Source organism: Janthinobacterium foliorum, assembly GCF_978021625.1.
The window spans coordinates 662,289-680,212 of record NZ_CDXDQE010000002.1 but is presented as its reverse complement, the minus strand read 5'-3'; the positions used below and the strand labels follow the sequence as shown (position 1 = coordinate 680,212).

Annotated in this window: 16 protein-coding genes, 1 pseudogene and 1 riboswitch; of the genes and pseudogenes, 11 read left to right on the top strand and 6 right to left on the bottom strand. The window is 61.3% G+C overall.

Annotated features, from left to right (window positions below; genetic code table 11):
* The 5 genes and pseudogenes from ACZ92H_RS07475 to ACZ92H_RS07455 all read left to right on the top strand — a co-directional run.
* Positions 1-271, top strand: a pseudogene (locus ACZ92H_RS07475) (phospholipase D-like domain-containing protein); the annotation flags it as partial.
* Between the two features lie 2 nt (positions 272-273).
* Positions 274-1,866 carry a tetratricopeptide repeat protein gene (locus ACZ92H_RS07470; RefSeq protein WP_465048847.1) on the top strand — a complete coding sequence of 531 codons (1,593 nt, stop codon included), beginning with the start codon at positions 274-276 and terminating at the stop codon, positions 1,864-1,866.
* A 27-nt stretch (positions 1,867-1,893) separates the two neighbouring features.
* Positions 1,894-3,489 (top strand): tetratricopeptide repeat protein, encoded by a 1,596-nt coding sequence (locus tag ACZ92H_RS07465; RefSeq protein WP_465048846.1) that lies wholly within the window; start codon positions 1,894-1,896, stop codon positions 3,487-3,489.
* A gap of 27 nt (positions 3,490-3,516) precedes the next feature.
* Positions 3,517-5,109, top strand: coding sequence for a tetratricopeptide repeat protein (locus ACZ92H_RS07460; RefSeq protein ID WP_465048845.1), 1,593 nt, complete (start codon positions 3,517-3,519; stop codon positions 5,107-5,109).
* 27 nt (positions 5,110-5,136) lie between these two features.
* Positions 5,137-6,735, top strand: coding sequence for a tetratricopeptide repeat protein (locus tag ACZ92H_RS07455; protein WP_465048844.1), 1,599 nt, complete (start codon positions 5,137-5,139; stop codon positions 6,733-6,735).
* A 44-nt stretch (positions 6,736-6,779) separates the two neighbouring features.
* Here ACZ92H_RS07455 and ACZ92H_RS07450 read toward each other — a convergent pair whose 3' ends face one another.
* On the bottom strand, positions 6,780-7,400 hold the full coding sequence (locus tag ACZ92H_RS07450) for a TetR/AcrR family transcriptional regulator (protein WP_465048843.1): 621 nt from the start codon (positions 7,398-7,400) through the stop codon (positions 6,780-6,782).
* 79 nt (positions 7,401-7,479) lie between these two features.
* Here ACZ92H_RS07450 and ACZ92H_RS07445 point away from each other — a divergent pair, with 79 nt between their 5' ends.
* The gene (locus ACZ92H_RS07445; protein WP_465048842.1) at positions 7,480-7,998 is read left to right on the top strand and encodes a DUF2867 domain-containing protein; all 519 of its coding nucleotides are present in this window, start codon (positions 7,480-7,482) and stop codon (positions 7,996-7,998) included.
* A 60-nt stretch (positions 7,999-8,058) separates the two neighbouring features.
* On the opposite strand, the gene ACZ92H_RS07440 is transcribed toward ACZ92H_RS07445, so the two are convergent.
* Complete coding sequence (locus ACZ92H_RS07440; RefSeq protein WP_131372843.1) at positions 8,059-9,057, bottom strand: hypothetical protein; 999 nt, start codon at positions 9,055-9,057, stop codon at positions 8,059-8,061.
* A 248-nt stretch (positions 9,058-9,305) separates the two neighbouring features.
* Between ACZ92H_RS07440 and pnuC the strand changes: the two genes are divergently transcribed.
* Positions 9,306-9,917, top strand: a complete 612-nt coding sequence (gene pnuC, locus ACZ92H_RS07435; protein WP_131372845.1) for a nicotinamide riboside transporter PnuC — start codon at positions 9,306-9,308, stop codon at positions 9,915-9,917.
* Positions 9,917-10,465 carry an AAA family ATPase gene (locus ACZ92H_RS07430; protein ID WP_465048863.1) on the top strand — a complete coding sequence of 183 codons (549 nt, stop codon included), beginning with the start codon at positions 9,917-9,919 and terminating at the stop codon, positions 10,463-10,465. Before pnuC ends, ACZ92H_RS07430 begins: the two co-directional genes overlap by 1 nt.
* Here ACZ92H_RS07430 and ACZ92H_RS07425 read toward each other — a convergent pair.
* Together ACZ92H_RS07425 and ACZ92H_RS07420 are read right to left on the bottom strand one after the other, a co-directional pair.
* Positions 10,462-12,630, bottom strand: coding sequence for a TonB-dependent siderophore receptor (locus ACZ92H_RS07425; protein ID WP_465048841.1), 2,169 nt, complete (start codon positions 12,628-12,630; stop codon positions 10,462-10,464). The genes ACZ92H_RS07430 and ACZ92H_RS07425 overlap by 4 nt on opposite strands.
* A gap of 85 nt (positions 12,631-12,715) precedes the next feature.
* Positions 12,716-12,813, bottom strand: a riboswitch (TPP riboswitch).
* A gap of 79 nt (positions 12,814-12,892) precedes the next feature.
* On the bottom strand, positions 12,893-14,050 hold the full coding sequence (locus ACZ92H_RS07420) for an iron-containing alcohol dehydrogenase (RefSeq protein ID WP_465048840.1): 1,158 nt from the start codon (positions 14,048-14,050) through the stop codon (positions 12,893-12,895).
* 139 nt (positions 14,051-14,189) lie between these two features.
* Between ACZ92H_RS07420 and ACZ92H_RS07415 the strand changes: the two genes are divergently transcribed.
* Positions 14,190-14,495: a ferritin family protein gene (locus ACZ92H_RS07415; RefSeq protein ID WP_465048839.1), complete on the top strand. Its 306-nt coding sequence runs from the start codon at positions 14,190-14,192 to the stop codon at positions 14,493-14,495.
* 93 nt (positions 14,496-14,588) lie between these two features.
* On the top strand, positions 14,589-15,068 hold the full coding sequence (locus ACZ92H_RS07410; RefSeq protein ID WP_465048838.1) for an Imm26 family immunity protein: 480 nt from the start codon (positions 14,589-14,591) through the stop codon (positions 15,066-15,068).
* Between the two features lie 56 nt (positions 15,069-15,124).
* Here ACZ92H_RS07410 and ACZ92H_RS07405 read toward each other — a convergent pair whose 3' ends face one another.
* A complete protein-coding gene (locus ACZ92H_RS07405; protein WP_131372853.1) occupies positions 15,125-16,483 on the bottom strand; it encodes a sensor histidine kinase in 1,359 nt (452 codons plus the stop codon).
* A gap of 13 nt (positions 16,484-16,496) precedes the next feature.
* Positions 16,497-17,198, bottom strand: coding sequence for an osmolarity response regulator transcription factor OmpR (gene ompR, locus ACZ92H_RS07400; protein WP_223278807.1), 702 nt, complete (start codon positions 17,196-17,198; stop codon positions 16,497-16,499).
* Between the two features lie 264 nt (positions 17,199-17,462).
* Here ompR and ACZ92H_RS07395 point away from each other — a divergent pair, with 264 nt between their 5' ends.
* On the top strand, positions 17,463-17,858 hold the full coding sequence (locus tag ACZ92H_RS07395) for a hypothetical protein (protein WP_465048837.1): 396 nt from the start codon (positions 17,463-17,465) through the stop codon (positions 17,856-17,858).
* Positions 17,859-17,924: the final 66 nt, after the last annotated feature.

Below are 17,924 nucleotides of genomic sequence, written 5' to 3'. Positions count from 1 at the left end.
CGTCGACAGCGAAATCAATATCGCCACCGTCGACTATCGCGTGGCCCGCGATTTGCGCAAGCGGGTGTGGCGCATGCATAGCGGCGGGATGGTCGACGGTGGGGGCGGGACGAAGGCGGAGATTGTGGGCGCTTATCGGAAGTGGGTGGAGTTGATGGGCGAAAATCGCAAGAAAAAATGGGATAAATCTGAAGATGCACTTTTAAAGAAAATGACCGGTTTCCTGCTGCCACTGGAAGATAAACGCAGCTCCACCATACGCCTGGGCTGATTATGAGTAAAAACGATACCGTTTTTTTCCGCCTGCCATCTGTTGTGTTGGCAGTTCTTTTCTTTATTTCTCTAATCGCCTGCAAAATGCCTAACGAAAAAGTCTTGCCACGCAATCAAAGCCTGCCCCTCTTCAATCCGCATGTTGCGGATTTTATCTGTGAAACCGAGGCAAGCAAGGTACCTCCGATCGATGCGCAAGCCGAGGACTGGTTCCTCGCAGCGCGCGCCCTGGAAGATCCTGAAATTTTTGTGGAAGACCGCGATTACAAAAAAATCGTCGATTTGACGCGTCAAGCGGCCGAGCGTTTGCACTGGAAGGCGATGCTCAATCTGGCCAGCCTGTATGTGGAAGGGCGCGATCCCTTGTATGGTAAAGAAGACGCGGTGCAACTGGTGGAAAAGGCGATGCTCCTGGGGATACCGGCGGCGTATGACCGGATGGGAACATATTATGCGAATGGTACGGGCGTGGCAGGCGATTCCACTCGGGCTTATTCCTTCTGGCAAAAGGCGGCGCAGATGGGTAATCCGCAAGCGCTGGGTTATTTAGGAGAAAAACTCACTGCAGGAAAGGATTATCCGGGTGCCGAAATGTGGGGGAATATTCCTGTGGCAATCAAGATGATGGAGTGCGCGCTAGGGCAGGGATATGGCCCACCCGCATATGATTTATATTATTTATATGTTGTATTAAGAACGCCTGACGGCACGTCTGATGGGAAAAGAACAGCTGAAACCAAAGAGCGTGCCTTGCAAGTATTACATACTGGAGTAAGGCTGGGCTGCGAGAAATGCGCAAACAAACTCACGATTGAATTCGGCGATCCGTTTGATCTTGCAAATATGCTGGTTCCATACATTGATAAAGCGCGGGCGGAACGTTATGGCGTACTTGGTCGTGCCCTCGGCTTCAATCCAAATCGCCGCTTTCCCAACCTCGATAAAATCTTGCCATTGCCACCAGCCGATCTGCCGCCCTGGGATGGTCAACGAAAGAGCCTGCTTGACGCGGCCATGGGCGTCAGCCCGCCGCCCGCCATTCCGAAGCCAAGCGCCGCCTCGCTGTTGCAAGAACCATATTTCCTGGCCGCCGAGTATGCGCTGCGGCCCACCGGCTTGTACAGCGACGCGGCGAGCGCGCCATTTTCCGCGTACTGGCAACCGGCCCCAGGGCAGGGCTTGACCCAGCCGGCCCGACTGGTGCACGCAGGCGTAGCGTTCCGCCACTTCGATGTGCCGGATGCCGCCGGCAAGGGGCGTTATGGCGGCGTGACATGGGAACAGTGCCTGACGATACGGCACAACCATGGCGCCGTGGAACCGCGCGCCGCGCGCGGCTTGCTGCGCGAGGTGGCGCGACCCGAGCCATGGTTGATCTGCACTGGCGCGCAGGCCTGTCCCGTCAGCGGCGTCTGGCAACCGTGGGTAGCGGCTGACCATCCGCTGCAGGCGAACGTCAACCAGTACTGGCGCCAGGCCTGGCTGACCCAGGGCGCGCCGTTCCCGCGACCGCGCCGCGACTGGCTGCTCGATTTGCCCGACGACGAGGTGACGTGGCATTTGATGGATGCGTCCCTTCCTGATATGGGATAACACCATGCCGCAGCGATGGAGCACGCAATGATTTGGAATCAATCCGGCATGGCTGCCGCGAGAGGATGCTGCGCATCGTCTATTTTCTTGTGCTGCCTGCTTGCCTGCAAAATGCCAGACGACAAAGTCTTGCCACGCAACCAGAGCTTGCCGCTTTTTAATCCCCATGTCGCGGATTTTATCTGTGAAACCGAGGCGAGCAAGGTGCCTCCCATCGATGCGCAAGCCGAGGATTGGTTCCTCGCAGCGCGCGCCTTGGAAGATCCTGAAATTTTCGTGGACGACCGCGATTACAAAAAAATCGTTGATCTGACGCGTCAGGCGGCGGAGCGTTTGCACTGGAAGGCGATGCTCAATCTGGCCAGCCTGTATGTGGAAGGGCGCGATCCCTTGTATGGTAAGGAAGACGCGGTGCAACTGGTAGAAAAGGCGATGCAGCTGGGCATACCTGCGGCGTATGACCGGATGGGAACATATTATGCGAATGGTACGGGCGTGGCAGGCGATTCCACTCGGGCTTATGCCTTCTGGCAAAAGGCGGCGCAGATGGGCAACCCGCAAGCGCTGGGTTATTTAGGAGAAAAACTCACTGCAGGAAAGGATTATCCGGGTGCTGAAATGTGGGGGAATATTCCTGTAGCGACCAAAATGTTGGAATGTGCGGTTGCCCAAGGTTATGGTCCAGCGGCATACGATTTATACTATTTATATGCTGCGCCAAGAACTGCAGATGGCACAATAATTGGCGATCATCGGACGCCAGAAACAAAAGACCGTGCACTAAAAATTTTACATGAAGGTGTTCGCCTGGGTTGCGCGCAGTGCGCACGCGATCTCTCGATAGAGTTTAGCCAACCTTTTAATTTGTCCGACATGTTAGTGCCGTTCATTGACAAAGCGCGCGGCGAACGTTATGCGGTATTAAATCGTGAATTGGGATTCAATCCCAATGCCCGCTTTCCCAATCTGGACAAGGTATTACCGCTTCCCCCAGCCGATCTGCCCCCCTGGAATGGTGACAGGGATACCTTGCTGCATGCCGCCAAGGGCGTGCGTCCGCCACCGGCCATTCCGAAGCCAAGCGCCGCCTCGTTGTTGCACGAACCATATTTCCTGGCTGCCGAGTATGCGCTGCGGCCCACCGGCTTGCACAGCGACGCGGCGAGCGCGCCATTTTCGGCCTACTGGCAACCCGCTCAGGGGCAGGGCTTGACGCAGCCAGCCCAGCTGGTGCACGCAGGCGTAGCGTTCCGCCATTTCGATGTGGCGGATGCCGCCGGCAAGAGGCGTTATGGCGGCGTGAGGTGGGAACAGTGCCTGACGATACGGCACAACCATGGAGCCGTGGAACCGCGCGCCGCGCGCGGCTTGCTGCGCGAGGTGGCGCGACCCGAGCCATGGTTGAGCTGTGCTTGCGCACAAGCCTGTCCCGTCAGCGGCGTCTGGCAACCGTGGCTAGCGGCCGACCATCCGCTGCAGGCGAACGTCAACCAGTACTGGCGCCAGGCTTGGCTGACCCAGGGCGCGCCGTTCCCGCGACCGCGCCGCGACTGGCTGCTCGATTTGCCCGACGACGAGGTGACGTGGCATTGGATGGATGCGTCCCTTCCTGATATGGGATAACACCATGCCGCAGCGATGGAGCACGCAATGATTTGGAATCAATCCGGCATGGCTGCCGCGAGAGGACGCTGCGCATCGTCTATTTTCTTATGCTGCCTGCTTGCTTGCAAAATGCCAAACGACAAAGTCTTGCCACGCAACCAAAGCCTGCCCCTCTTCAATCCACATGTCGCGGATTTTATCTGTGAAACCGAGGCAAGCAAGGTGCCTCCGATCGATGCGCAAGCCGAGGAGTGGTTTCTCGAAGCACGCGCCCTGGAAGATCCTGAAATTTTTGTGGAAGACCGCGATTACAAAAAGATCCTCGATCTGACGCGTCAGGCGGCAGAGCGGTTGCACTGGAAGGCGATGCTCAATCTGGCCAGCCTGTATGTGGAAGGGCGCGATCCCTCACATGGTAATGAAGAGGCGGTGCAACTGGTGGAAAAGGCGATGCTCCTGGGGATACCGGCGGCGTATGACCGGATGGGAACATATTATGCGAATGGTACGGGCGTGGCAGGCGATTCCACTCGGGCTTATTCCTTCTGGCAAAAGGCGGCGCAGATGGGTAATCCGCAAGCGATGGGTTATTTAGGAGAAAAACTCACTGCAGGAAAGGATTATCCGGGTGCCGAAATGTGGGGGAATATTCCTGTGGCAATCAAGATGATGGAGTGCGCGCTGGGGCAGGGATATGGCCCGTCCGCATATGATTTATCTTATTTATATGTTGTATTAAGAACGCCTGACGGCACGTCTGATGGGAAAAGAACAGCTGAAACAAAAGAACGCGCCTTGCAAGTATTACATACTGGAGTGAGGCTGGGCTGCGGGAAATGCGCAACCAAACTCAAGATCGAATTCGGCGATCCGTTTGATCTTGCAAATATGCTGGTTCCATATATTGATAAAGCACGGGCAGAACGTTATGGCGTACTTGGTCGTGCCCTCGGCTTCAATCCCAATCGCCGCTTTCCGAACCTCGATAAAATCTTGCCATTGCCACCAGCCGATCTGCCGCCCTGGGATGGTCAACGAAAGAGCCTGCTTGACGCGGCCATGGGCGTCAGCGCGCCACCGGCAATCCCGAAGCCAAGCGCCGCCTCCCTGTTACAAGAACCATATTTCCTGGCCGCCGAGTATGCGCTGCGGCCCATCGGCTTGCACAGCGACGCGGCGAGCGCGCCATTTTCCGCGTACTGGCAACCGGCCCAGGGGCAGGGCTTGACGCAGCCAGCCCAGCTGGTGCACGCAGGCGTAGCGTTCCGCCACTTCGATGTGGCGGATGCCACCGGCCAGAGGCGCTATGGCGGCGTGACGTGGGAACGGTGCCTGACGATACGGCACAACCACGGCGCCGTGGAACCGCGCGCCGCGCGCGGCTTGCTGCGCGAGGTGGCGCGGCCCGAGCCATGGTTGATCTGCACTGGCGCGCAAGCCTGTCCCGTCAGCGGCGTCTGGCAACCGTGGGTAGCGGCCGACCATCCGCTGCAGGTGAACGTCAACCAGTACTGGCGCCAGGCCTGGCTGACCCGGGGCGCGCCGTTCCCGCAACCGCGCCGCGACTGGTTGCTCGATTTGCCAGACGACGAGGTGACGTGGCATTTGATGGATGCGTCCCTTCCTGATATGGGATAACACCATGCCGCAGCGATGGAGCACGCAATGATTTGGAATCAATCCGGCATGGCTGCCGCGAGAGGATGCTGCGCATCGTCTATTTTCTTGTGCTGCCTGCTTGCTTGCAAAATGCCAAACGACAAAGAAGACGTCTTGCCACGCAACCAAAGCCTGCCCCTCTTCAATCCACATGTTGCGGATTTTATCTGTGAAACCGAGTCGAGCAAGGTACCTCCCATCGATGCGCAAGCCGAGGAGTGGTTTCTCGAAGCACGCGCCCTGGAAGATCCTGAAATTTTTGTGGAAGACCGCGATTACAAAAAGATCCTCGATCTGACGCGTCAGGCGGCAGAGCGGTTGCACTGGAAGGCGATGCTCAATCTGGCCAGCCTGTATGTGGAAGGGCGCGATCCCTCACATGGTAATGAAGAGGCGGTGCAACTGGTGGAAAAGGCGATGCTGCTGGGGATACCGGCGGCGTATGACCGGATGGGAACATATTATGCGAATGGTACGGGCGTGGCAGGCGATTCCACTCGGGCTTATTCCTTCTGGCAAAAGGCGGCGCAGATGGGTAATCCGCAAGCGATGGGTTATTTAGGAGAAAAACTCACTGCAGGAAAGGATTATCCGGGTGCCGAAATGTGGGGGAATATTCCTGTAGCAATCAAGATGATGGAGTGCGCGCTGGGGCAGGGATATGGCCCGTCCGCATATGATTTATCTTATTTATATGTTGTATTAAGAACGCCTGACGGCACGTCTGATGGGAAAAGAACAGCTGAAACAAAAGAACGCGCCTTGCAAGTATTACATACTGGAGTGAGGCTGGGCTGCGGGAAATGCGCAACCAAACTCAAGATCGAATTCGGCGATCCGTTTGATCTTGCAAATATGCAGGTTCCATATATTGATAAAGCACGGGCAGAACGTTATGGCGTACTTGGTCGTGCCCTCGGCTTCAACCCCAATCGCCGCTTTCCGAACCTCGATAAAATCTTGCCATTGCCACCAGCTGATCTGCCGCCCTGGGATGGTCAACGAAAGAGCCTGCTTGACGTGGCCATGGGCGTCAGCCCGTCATCGGCCATTCCGAAGCCAAGCGCCGCCTCGCTGTTGCAAGAACCATATTTCCTGGCCGCCGAGTATGCGCTGCGGCCCACCGGCTTGCACAGCGACGCGGCGAGCGCGCCATTTTCCGCGTACTGGCAACCGGCCCCAGGGCAGGGCTTGACCCAGCCGGCCCAGCTGGTGCACGCAGGCGTAGCGTTCCGCCATTTCGATGTGGCGGATGCCGCCGGCAAGAGGCGTTATGGCGGCGTGACATGGGAACAGTGCCTGACGATACGGCACAACCATGGCGCGGTGGAACCGCGCGCCGCGCGCGGCTTGCTGCGCGAGGTGGCGCGACCCGAGCCATGGTTGAGCTGCCCTTGCGCACAAGCCTGTCCCGTCAGCGGCGTCTGGCAACCCTGGGTAGCGGCCGACCATCCGCTGCAGGCGAACGTCAACCAGTACTGGCGCCAGGCCTGGCTGATCCAGGGCGCGCCGTTCCCGCAACCGCGCCGCGACTGGCTGCTCGATTTGCCCGACGACGAGGTGACGTGGCATTGGATGGATGCGTCCATGGCGGATACCGTCTAAGGCTTGACGTTCACGATCTCTTTCATAATGGATATGGACAGGATTCAGGACAGCGGTGCTGACGTCAGTGCCTCCACCGGCAATTGAAAAAAGCGCGGCACCATGGCCGGCGACAGTTCGTCGCCGCCGTCCGTCATGGCCAGGCGGCCGCTCAGCAGCAGCATCACGTAGCCGTGTCCCAGCGACCAGCCGGCGCTGGCGGCGGCACGTTCCCAGCGCGGGTCGGCGCCCGCTTCGCGCACGGCCGCGCCCGCCGTTTTCAGCACATATTGGAAGCACGCTTGCGCCGCCTCTTGCAGGACGGGGAACTGGCGCACGTCCTGGTGCTCGAACATCAGGCGGTAGTGGGCGGGCGCGGCCAGGGCGAATTCGATGTATTGCTGGCCCAGCAGCTGGAAACGCTGTTCGGCGGGCAGGCTGCCGGCCGGCGGCAATTCCGTTTCCCATTTGGCGACCAGGCTGGCGAAGCCGGCCGCGGCCACCTCGGCCAGCAAGGCTTCCTTGCTGGGGAAATGGCGGTACACGGCGGCGATCGACACGCCCACCGTGCGCGCCAGTTCGCGCAGCGAGAGAGCGGCGTCGTGCTGCTGCGCCAGTTGCGCGATGGCGGTGGCCACCAAGGTGTCGCGCAGGTTGCCGTGATGGTAAGTGTTCACTGTAGTCATCGCTGTTGTCATTGCATGTTATCGCTGTTCACATTGTGGTGTATGATGGCCATGTTATCACTGAACACATGGAGATCGCATGCAAGAGATGAACAACGTGGTACGCGCCGTGGACCTGCCGCCCGGCGCCGGCATCGCGTCCCTGTACCCAGGCAGCAACCTGGCCGACGCGTATGCCGTCGCCTTGCCGACCGAACAGGCGCGGCGGATGGATATGCCCGGCCTGGCGCGCATCCTGCTGGGCAGCCAGCCGCGCTGGGCGCGCTGGCTGATGGTGGTGCGCGACGCCATCGTCGCACTGTTTGGCATCAAGACGTCCAGGCAGATGGAGGCCAGGCGTGGCGAACGCATCGGCATCTTCCGCATTTACAGCGTCAGCGACGACGAAATCATCGTGGGCGAGGATGACAGCCACCTGGACTTCCGGCTGTCGGTGCTGCGCAACCGGGAGGCGGGCAGGCATGGCAGCGTGACCCTGGCCAGCGTGGTGCACTGCCACAACCGGGTGGGACGCGCATATATCCTGCTGATCCGGCCCTTCCACAAGCTGATCGTGCAGCGTTCGCTGGCGCGCGCCGTCGAGGAGGGATTTGTGTGACGCGCAGGCAGCCTGCTGCGGCTGCCTGCCATCGTTGTCGACATTCGCCGGCGCCGCCGTTTATGGTTCCCGGCAGCCGCCTTGCGGCGAGTTGGCAGGGCATTTCCAGTTCCAGCGTACGATCGCTTCTTCGCTGATCTGGATTGAAAACGTCATCGCGGGCGAAGTCACGGTCAGCAACAGGATATTGGCCTGGACCGGGCCGTCTGGCGGTGCGCTGGTGCCTGGCTTGGTCTTGATTTCCAGGCCGCGTCCAAATTGCATGTCGAATTGGCTGTTGCCCAGTACATAGTCCATATTATTGGCCACATACAGGCCCAGGTTGAATGGCGTGCCGTCCGGCAAACGCACGCCATTCTCGGACGAAGTCAGAAGGTTATTCAGGCCAACGCCCCAAATGGCATCGGGAACGAACAGCAGTTTATCTTTAACATTGTTCATCGCCTGGCGCGCCCCATCTTCCAGGCGGCCGTCGAGGATGCCGGTGGCCTTGTTCACCAGCAGGTCGCCAACGATGGGCAAGATCCAGGACAGGTTGGAATCGCAGTCCGTCGATGAATTGACGTTCGAGTTGAGGCCCACGCTCGGGGCCAGCGCGCCATTGTTGGCGCCATATTGGCCGGTGATTGAAATGTTGTTGGCCGTGAAGGTGTTCACGCAATCGAAGGTGATAAAACCCAGGCGCTTGCCCGAATAGCTGCTGCGTGCCGCGTAATTGATGCCATCCAGACTCATGAGTATCGTATTGTTACCGATGGGCTGCATGCGTGCGTGCAGATTGCCCGTGATGCTGCCCCCTCTGAACGTGATGCCTTGTTCCGCCACTTTCGCGGCGACTACCGTGTTGAGCGCGTTCTCGAACACGGCATGCGCACCGCGCATCTGCGCGGCGAATTGATAAATCCGGCCATCGTAGTTTCTGGCACCCTCCCGATAAGTCCCCGTGCCCCCGCCATAGCTGATCGTGACCACATGGTTATTGCTTGCCAGGGTAGGCACCCAGTCGGCCTGGGCCCAGCCGGCGGCCAGCATGGCAGCCAGGAATACGGTAGTACGCATGTAAGCTCCTCATAGATGGACGGGGGCAATCTGATCTCGTCCTTGTCGGCGAAAGCCAGCCATTCGCAGTGCCAGATGGCATGGCAGGTGAACGGTTTGATGTTGCCATAAATAGATTTATTTTAGTAAACATTTTTCTATTGAAACATCGAGCTTCGCACCGGCCTGGCAAGCCTGGCTGATCGGCATGTCCTTGCTTATTCAACTACCGTATTGCATACTGCGCCACCCGCCTCATCACGATTCCCATGAACGATACGCTTCTCCTGCTGGGTTTTGCCACCACGCCGCTTGAACTGATTTCCTTTGTCCTGGCATTGACAACCGTTGCGCTGAACATCCGCCAGAACCACTGGGCCTGGCTGTTTGCCATCATTTCCTCGGGCGCCTACGGTTTCGTGTTCTTCGAGTCGCGCCTGTATGGCGACATGGCCTTGCAGCTGCTGTTCATCAGCGTCTCGTTCTGGGGCTGGTATCAATGGCTGCACCCCGTCAGCGGCGGCAAGACCCTGCCCGTCACGCGCCTCGATGGCCGCGGCTGGCTGGCTTGCGCCGCGGGTTGGCTTGCCGGTTTTCTGCTCATCGCCTGGCTGCTGACGACGACCGATACGGATGTGCCCCATGCTGACGGTTTCCTCACGGCAGGCAGCCTGGTGGGGCAGTTCCTGCTGTCGCGCAAGAAGCTGGAAAACTGGATCGCCTGGATCATCGTCGACGTGCTGTACGTGTGGCTGTACCTGCACAAGGGCCTGACCCTGACGGCCGTGCTGTATGGATTCTTTGTCGTGATGGCGGTCATCGGCTTGCTGGCGTGGAAAAAATCGGCGCCGGCCGCGCCTGACGCCATGGTCCTCAAGTGATGGGGCGCTGCGTGCGCGTGGCCATCCTGGGCGCGGAATCGTCGGGCAAGTCGACCCTGGCGGCCGCCCTGGCCGAGCGCTACGGCACGGTCTGGGTGCCGGAATACCTGCGCGAATTCGTCGAGACGCAGGGCCGGGTGCCTGTGGCCGCCGACCAGTACGGCATCGCGCGCACGCAAGTCGAACGGGAAGCGGCGGCAAGCGCGCAGGCGCGCCATTTCCTGTTTTGCGACACGACGCCGCTGATGACGGTGGTTTACAGCCGCCATTATTTTGCCGGCGCCGATGCGCGGCTGGCGGCGCTGGCCGCTGCCACGCGCTACGACCTCACCCTGGTGACGGCGCCCGACAGCCCGTGGGTGGCCGACGGCTTGCAGCGCGAGTCGGAAGCCGTGCGCCAGCTGATCTACCGCATGCTGCTGGAGGAACTCGACGCGCGCGGCATTGTCTACCACGTGCTGCACGACAGCCTGGAAGCGCGCCTGGTCCAGGCGGCGCCCTTGCTGCAGCAGGCGCTCGATGCAGCGCCTGCCCATCCCCTCGCTTAAAAGTCGAACTGCGCTGACACCTTCAAGGTGCGGCTGGCGCCCGGGAACAGGTAGCCGCCTGCTTCCGGCGTCACGTCGCGCCAGTAGAACTTGTCCGTCACGTTATTGACGGTGGCGCGCAGCACGGCGGGCGTGCCGGCCAGGCGCGTGGCGTAGGCGGCGCCCAGATTGAACACGCTGTACGACGGCACGAAGGTGGTGTTGTTGTTCTCGAACGCCTTCTTGCCCGCATATTCCCAGCTGCCGTTGACGTTCAGGCCCGCCACTTGCGGCACGGCGTAGTCGGCGCGCACGGCCGCCTTGAAGGCGGGCACGTTGGGCACGCGCTTGCCATCGTAGTCGGCGCTGCCCGTGCCGGACTGCTGGCTGTTCAGGGCCGTGATGGATGCGCCCAGGTTCAGGCTGGCGCTGGCCTTGCCCTGCGCCGACAATTCCAGGCCGCGGTGCTGGGCCTGGCCGGCGCGCACGAAGTTGTAGGTGCTCATGCTGCTGTCGAGGTACTGGTTGAATTCCAGGCCCTTGCGGATCTGGAACAGGCTGGCGGCCACCATGAAGTCCGGCGTCAGGTCCGCCTTCACGCCCAATTCGATCTGCTTCGAGCGGCTCGGCGTCAGTTCCACGTTGGCGTTTTCCGCGTAGCGGTCGGCCGTGCCGCCATGTTCCATGCCTTGCGAATACGATGCGTACACGGCGATATTGTCTTGCGGGTTGTACACCAGCGCCACGTTCGGCAGCAGGAAGTCATGCTTGGCGCGGATTTCCGTGTCGGCCTTCAGCACGTACTGATAGCCGTCGACATCGATATGGCGCACGCCGCCATGCAGCTTCCAGTTCGGTGCCAGGCTGACGATGTCCTGCACGAAGACGGATTTTTCCTTGTCGTTGCGCACCAGGCGCACGGGGCCCGTGACGCCATCGGAGGGGGCGACGATGACAGGGCGGTAGATGTTGCTGATGCCCACTTCGTCATACACGTATTTGCCGGCCCGGTCCTTGCGGTTGAAGTACGATACGCCGGCCGTGAATTCGTGGCGCAGGCTGCCCGTGGCGAACTTGCCCTGGATCATGGCTTGCGCGCTCAGCGGTTTTTTCGTCTCGCCCAGGCTGCGGAAGTCCCACACGGAGAAATCGCCGTTGCTGCAGAACACGGGGTTCCAGCCTTCCGGACTGCAGCCATACGGGTAGGCCGTGTAGTCGTCGCGCTTGAATGAGTGCTGGTTGGCCGACAAGGTGGCGTGCCAGTCGTCATTGAAGGCGTACTGGAAGCGCAGGCCCAGGTTGCTGGTGACGGTTTCCACCGGGTGCGTCCACGGCTGCTTGTTGAGCATGGTGTCGGCGCTGACGTTGGCGGGCAGGCTGCCGTTGCTGAGCAGCTGGAAGCCGGGCGCCGTTACTTGCGCCTTGTCCTGGTAGTCGGCGTCCAGTTGCAGCAGGGCTTGCGGCGAGATCTGCCAGTCGAAGGCGCCGGAAATGAATTTCCGGTTGCCATCGGCGCCCTGGATATAGGAGCGCAGGCGCTCGGCCGCCACATTGATGCGGTAGCCGAAGCGCTTGTCTTCCAGGCGTCCGCCCAGGTCGACGGCGCCGTACAGGGTGCCCCGCTCGCGCGCTTCCACGGTGACGCTGCGCAGTGGCGCGTTGGTGGGGCGCTTGACGATGAAGTCGATGACGCCGCCCGGCGCGGCCACGCCCGCCTGCAGGCCGGCCAGGCCTTTCAGCACTTCGATGCGTTCCTTGTTTTCCAGCGGAATTTGCGTATCGCCGGGAATCGCCACGCCATCCTTGCGGTAGCTGGAGTTCGTATCGAGCTTGAAGCCGCGGATGGTGAACTGTTCCGCATAGCCGACGGCGTTGTACGACTCGTTGATGCTGGCGTCGAGCTTGACGGCATCGCTGAGGTTGCGGATTTGCAGGTCCTGCAGTTCCTTTTGCCCGATGACGGTGACGGCGGCCGGCGTTTGCAGCAGCGGCGCGTCGGAAAAGCCGCCGACGGCGGCGCGCTTGGCGGCCGGGGCCTTGCTGGCCGTGACGACCACTTCGGCCATGCTCTGTGCCTGCGGATCGGCGGCGGTCTCGGCGGTGTTGTGCGCGGCAAAGGCTGGTGCGGCAAACGCGTGCAGGATAGCCAGGGTCAATACAGGGCGGGATAAATTCGGTGTGGACATAGATTGCTCGTGGTTCAAGCCGTCTCGGTGAAGAGCACGGCAGGCTGCTTGTTCGGCTGGCGCCAACGCAGGAGCTATCAAAGGAGGGAGGTACTTTGCGCTTTCCTTCGCTGGCATTATCCAGATCAGGTACGAAGGGTATCTCTCACCCGGATAACTGCTCCAGGACCCCTAGCGAATTGATAGCTTAGCATGAACCACGGCCAGCTGTCCCACCCGGCTGACCGTTTTACAACAGTGTCGCGCGAATTTGCAAACGGGGCTACAGGCTCAGTTCCAATACCTTGCGGCTGATGTCCGGCGTCACTTCGCGCTGCTCGCCCAGGGCCGTCATGCCATGCGCTTCCAGCGCGGCGACGACGGCGTCCACGCTGGCATGGTTCAGGCCGTAGTCGGCCAGGCGCGTCTTGACGCCCATATGGCGGAAGAAATATTCCGTGCGGGCGATGGCCGCCTCGATGCGGCCGTCCTCGTCGCCGCCATCGAGTCCCCACACGCGGGCCGCGTATTGCAGCAGCTTGGCGCGCTTGGCCTGCTTGCGCACGCGCAGCATGCTGGGCAGGATGATGGCCAGCGTCTGTGCGTGGTCGAGTTCGTACAGGGCCGTCAATTCATGGCCGATGGCGTGCGTGGACCAGTCCTGCGGCACGCCCACGCCGATCAGGCCGTTCAAGGCCAGGGTGGCGCTCCACATCACGTTGGCGCGCACGTCATAGTCATCCGGCTGCGACAGCGCCTTCGGGCCTTCCTCGATCAGGGTCAGCAGGATGCCTTCGGCGAAGCGGTCCTGCACGCAGGCGTTGACGGGGTAGGTCAGGTATTGCTCCATCACGTGCGCGAAGGCATCGACGACGCCGTTGCCGATCTGGCGCAGCGGCAAGGTAAACGTTTTCGTCGGGTCCAGCACGGAAAATTTCGGATACACCTTGCGGCTCATGAACGAGCGCTTTTCCTGCGTCACCTTGCGCGTGATCACGGCCGAGCCATTCATTTCGGAGCCCGTCGCCGGCAGGGTCAACACGGTGCCGAAGGGCAGGGCGGCTTCGACGATCTTGCCGCCCTTGGCCAGGATGTCCCACGCGTCGCCCTCATGCAGGGCGGCGGCGGCGATGAACTTGGTGCCGTCGACCACGGAACCGCCGCCGACGGCCAGCAGGAAGTCGATGCGCTCGCCTTTCACCAGGGCCACGGCCTGCATCAGCGTTTCGTAGCTGGGATTGGGTTCGATGCCGGCAAATTCCAGCACGGTGTGGCCCGCCAGCGCCGCCTTGACTTCATCGTAGACGCCGTTCTGCCGGATGCTGCCGCCGCCGTAGGTCATGAGCACCCGGGCCTGCGGCGGGATCAGCGCCGTGATGGCGGCGATCTGCCCCTGGCCGAAGAGGATTTGCGTTGGATTGTAAAAGTCGAAATTGAACATGGGGCTCCCGCTGTGTAGGCTAATGCTGAGCCATGATTATGGCCGAACGGGTGGAAACGTGTCGTGGACGCTTGAGCTTTTCGCCCGCGCGGCGGAGAATGCAGCCGATGCCACCACTCACCTGCGCAAAGGAATCCGCATGACTACCGTCCCACTCGAAGAATCCGACTTGCCCGCTACCGCGCTGGACATGCACCGCGCCATCGGCGCCACCATCGCCGCGCTGCAGGCGCTGGACTTGAACAGCCAGCGCTTCGAAGCGTGCACGGACCCGGAACTGCGCCGCGTGCTGGCGCATGCGGGCGACACCAGCCGCAAGGAAGCGGCCATGCTGCTCGAATGGATGCGCCGCCGCGACGCGCGCCTGGACAAGGAAATGAAGGAGGCGCTGTTCAAGGCCGGCCCTATCGTCGCCCAGTACCATTACGATGAGAAGGTTCTGTAACTCTTGGTTTGTTGCCGTGGCGTACCATACGCCACACCCGCCTTGTTTCGCGTAGACTGTGCCCCGAACACGATTTTGGGGGAGTTTGCAGAGATGAAATCATTACCATACCGAGAAGGCAGCTGGTTTGCCGTGCCCCTGCCGGGCGGCGGCTATGCCGTCGGCGTGGTGGCGCGTACGGCGCCTGCCGGGCGCATCATGCTGGCGTACATGTTCGGGCCCAAGCGCGACAGCTTGCCCGCATTGGATGAGCTGGAAGGCTTGCGGCCGGAACAGGCCGTGCGCCGCCTGCGCACGGGCGACATGGCCCTGCTCAACGAGCGCTGGCCCTTGCTGGGCGACAGCCGCCACTGGGAGCGCGATGCCTGGCCCATGCCGGCCTTTATCCGCCGCAACGAATCCCTGCAGCGCGCCTGGCGCGCCAGCTATGCGGACGCCGATCCAGCCAAGCTGGACCGTGAGGAATCGATCCCCTTCGACACGCCAGGCATGGAAAGCGATTCCCTGTACGGCTACGGGGCGACGGAATTGCTGATGAATAAATTGCTGGCGCAGGAGCAGGCGCCGGCGTGAAGCGAGTGAACGGCACGCCCGTGCCGTTCACTGTGCCGTGTTAACGCCATGTCGCGTTACACGGCAGGCAAGCTGATCTGGAATGCCAGGCCGCCGCCTTCGCGGTTGCGCACCTGCAGTTCCGCGCCGTGGCGCAGCAGCACGCGGTCGACGATGGCCAGGCCGAGGCCGGCGCCATTTGCTTGGCCGCGCGCCGTGTCGAGGCGCGTGAACGGCTTCATCAGCTGCTCGATCTTTTCCGTCGGCACGCCCGTGCCGTGGTCCTGCACCTCGATAATCACTTTTTTCGCGCCATGGCTGGTGCGCACGTGGCAGGCGATGTCGATTTCCGTGACGTCGCTGCCCGGCGTCTTGCCATAGCGGCGCGCATTCTCGATCAGGTTGTTCAGCACGCGGCGCAGATCGGTGGGATTGCCCATCGCATGCGCGCCTTCCGCAATGTCGGCCGTGAGCTTGACGTCCGGCAGGCGCATGGCTTCGCGCGCCATGTCATTGAGCAAACCGCTGAGGTCGACATCGGTAAAGCTCGACGTTTCCGTCGGCTTGGCGTAATCGAGGAACTGGCCGATGATGGCGTCCATCTGCCCGATATCGGACTGGATGCCTTCGCGCGCCTCGTCCGACAGGTTGGCCATTTCCACTTCCAGCTGCATGCGCGCCAGCGGCGTGCGCAGGTCGTGGGAAATGCCCGCCAGGATCACGGCGCGGTCCGATTCCACCTGCTTCAGGTCGTCGACCATCTGGTTGAAGCTGCGGTTCGCCTCGATGATTTCGATCGGGCCCTTTTCCGGCAGCGGCGCCGGCTGCTTGCCCTTGGCGATGTCGCGCGCGGCCGCCGTCAGGCGCGACAGGGGCAGGTTGATCAGGCTGGAAATGATGGCCGCGCCCAGCAGCGACAGCAGGGATACCAGGCTGGCCCAGCCCAGCCACTGGAAGCCCGTCAGGCCGCGCAGGCGGTCGCGGTCCAGCATCAGCCAGTATTCGTCGTCGTCGATCTTGAAGCTGACCCAGAAGCCGGCCACGCCGTTGACGCGGGCGGAAAAACGCGTGTCCTTGCCCAGCTTGGCTTTCACCAGCGCCTCGATGTCGGGCATCAGGTAATTGTCGGGCGGCGGGTCGATGCGGTCGTCCTCTTCCAGCGAGAAGATGCGGATGCCTTCATTGCTGACGAGGTCGAACAGCAGCTCGCGCCGCAGCTCGGGCGCCGAGTGCGTCAGCGCCGCATGCGTGATGGTGACGACGGAAATGATCTGGGCGGAAATCTGCTGCGCCTGCGGCTCGCGCTGGACGACGGAAATCATGCCGATCCAGGTGATCATGCTGACCGAGGTCAGGGTGCCGAGCAGCAAAAAGGTGCGCCAGAACAGGCCGCTTTTCAGCCGTGCCAGGCTGATATCGGGAACAAGCTTCATCATGCCTCGCCTGCGATCAGCGCGGCTGTCCGTCCGGGATGAAGACGTAGCCCAGGCCCCACACGGTCTGGATGAACAGCGGGCTCGACGGGTCTGGCTCGATCAGCTTGCGCAGGCGGGAAATCTGCACGTCCAGGCTGCGGTCGAAGACTTCGTATTCGCGGCCGCGCGCCAGTTCCATGAGTTTCTCGCGCGACAGGGGCTGGCGCGCATGGCGGGCAAACACTTTTAATACGGAAAACTCGCCCGTCGTCAGCGGCACCGTTTCGCCATTCTTTTTCAGGGTACGCGTGCCCAGGTCCAGCACGAAGTCGCCGAACTCGAAAGTTTGCGGCGTTTCCGATGGCGCACCGGGGATTTCGTCGGGCCCCTTGCGGCGCAGCACGGCGCCGATGCGGGCCACCAGTTCGCGCGGGTTGAAAGGTTTCGGCAGGTAGTCGTCGGCGCCCATTTCCAGGCCGACGATGCGGTCCACGTCTTCGCCCTTGGCCGTGAGCATGATGATCGGCGTCTGGTCGCCCGCGCCGCGCAGGCGGCGGCAGATGGACAGGCCGTCTTCGCCCGGCAGCATCAGGTCGAGCACCAGCAGGTCGTAGCGCTCGCGCAGCCACAGCTTGTTCATCGCAGTGGCGCTCTCGGCCGTAAAGACATTGAATCCCTGTTCGGTCAGATAGCGGCGCAGCAGATCGCGCAGGCGCACATCGTCATCCACTACCATGATTTTGGCCTGGTGGCCGTGGATGGATTGCGTTGTTGTATTGCTGCCGGTAGTGGAGGTTGTGGTCATTTAAGGTGTCGTGTTATCTTATATTGGTTGCTATAGTAACGCCTCGCGCGGCACCCACAAGGGGCTGCGGCGACCCATTACAAACTGTTACAAACTTTACCCAATTACTCTTACTGCACCGTGTAAAGCATCATACACTGGGGCCACAGTGGAAATCAGCTTTAAGTGTATACGGCATCGCGGAAGAGGAACTCAATGAATATCTTTACTAAAAAAATTCACACCGCTCCCAGCGCAGCGATCGCCGCACGCGCAACTTCGTCCGTGCTGTCCGCGTTTGCCGCGTGCTGCATATTGTCGACCAGCCTGGCGCAGGCTCAAAACCAGCCGCCGCCGCGCCGCGACGACCAGCAGCAGTTGCAGGCCCAGCGGTATGAGCAGGTACAGCGCAGCAATAGCAATGATACGCGACTGCGCGAACAGCGTGACGCACGCAGCTTCGACACGCGCGCCGAAGAGCAGCGCCGCAACAACGACGGCGCCGACGCTGCGCGCCGCACGGGCCGCATGACGCCCGATGAACGCCGCGACCTGCGGCGCCAGATCAACGAAGTGGGCCAGGATATTTACTCGAACCCGCCGCGCCGCTGATTTTTCCCGACCCTATCCGAGACAGGGCCTTGTGCATGCACATGGCCCTGTTTTCACGTTTGCCGC

What these genes read in the sequence shown, in the direction of transcription:
- ompR (WP_223278807.1), bottom strand. Translation starts at nt 17,198, where the DNA reads ATGGTAGTGGATGACGATGTGCGCCTGCGCGATCTGCTGCGCCGCTAT.
- ACZ92H_RS07450 (WP_465048843.1), bottom strand. Translation starts at nt 7,400, where the DNA reads ATGACTACAGTGAACACTTACCATCACGGCAACCTGCGCGACACCTTG.
- ACZ92H_RS07425 (WP_465048841.1), bottom strand. Translation starts at nt 12,630, where the DNA reads ATGTCCACACCGAATTTATCCCGCCCTGTATTGACCCTGGCTATCCTG.
- ACZ92H_RS07415 (WP_465048839.1), top strand. Translation starts at nt 14,190, where the DNA reads ATGACTACCGTCCCACTCGAAGAATCCGACTTGCCCGCTACCGCGCTG.
- ACZ92H_RS07430 (WP_465048863.1), top strand. Translation starts at nt 9,917, where the DNA reads ATGGGGCGCTGCGTGCGCGTGGCCATCCTGGGCGCGGAATCGTCGGGC.
- ACZ92H_RS07460 (WP_465048845.1), top strand. Translation starts at nt 3,517, where the DNA reads ATGATTTGGAATCAATCCGGCATGGCTGCCGCGAGAGGACGCTGCGCA.
- pnuC (WP_131372845.1), top strand. Translation starts at nt 9,306, where the DNA reads ATGAACGATACGCTTCTCCTGCTGGGTTTTGCCACCACGCCGCTTGAA.
- ACZ92H_RS07445 (WP_465048842.1), top strand. Translation starts at nt 7,480, where the DNA reads ATGCAAGAGATGAACAACGTGGTACGCGCCGTGGACCTGCCGCCCGGC.
- ACZ92H_RS07395 (WP_465048837.1), top strand. Translation starts at nt 17,463, where the DNA reads ATGAATATCTTTACTAAAAAAATTCACACCGCTCCCAGCGCAGCGATC.
- ACZ92H_RS07455 (WP_465048844.1), top strand. Translation starts at nt 5,137, where the DNA reads ATGATTTGGAATCAATCCGGCATGGCTGCCGCGAGAGGATGCTGCGCA.
- ACZ92H_RS07470 (WP_465048847.1), top strand. Translation starts at nt 274, where the DNA reads ATGAGTAAAAACGATACCGTTTTTTTCCGCCTGCCATCTGTTGTGTTG.
- ACZ92H_RS07405 (WP_131372853.1), bottom strand. Translation starts at nt 16,483, where the DNA reads ATGATGAAGCTTGTTCCCGATATCAGCCTGGCACGGCTGAAAAGCGGC.
- ACZ92H_RS07420 (WP_465048840.1), bottom strand. Translation starts at nt 14,050, where the DNA reads ATGTTCAATTTCGACTTTTACAATCCAACGCAAATCCTCTTCGGCCAG.
- ACZ92H_RS07465 (WP_465048846.1), top strand. Translation starts at nt 1,894, where the DNA reads ATGATTTGGAATCAATCCGGCATGGCTGCCGCGAGAGGATGCTGCGCA.
- ACZ92H_RS07440 (WP_131372843.1), bottom strand. Translation starts at nt 9,057, where the DNA reads ATGCGTACTACCGTATTCCTGGCTGCCATGCTGGCCGCCGGCTGGGCC.
- ACZ92H_RS07410 (WP_465048838.1), top strand. Translation starts at nt 14,589, where the DNA reads ATGAAATCATTACCATACCGAGAAGGCAGCTGGTTTGCCGTGCCCCTG.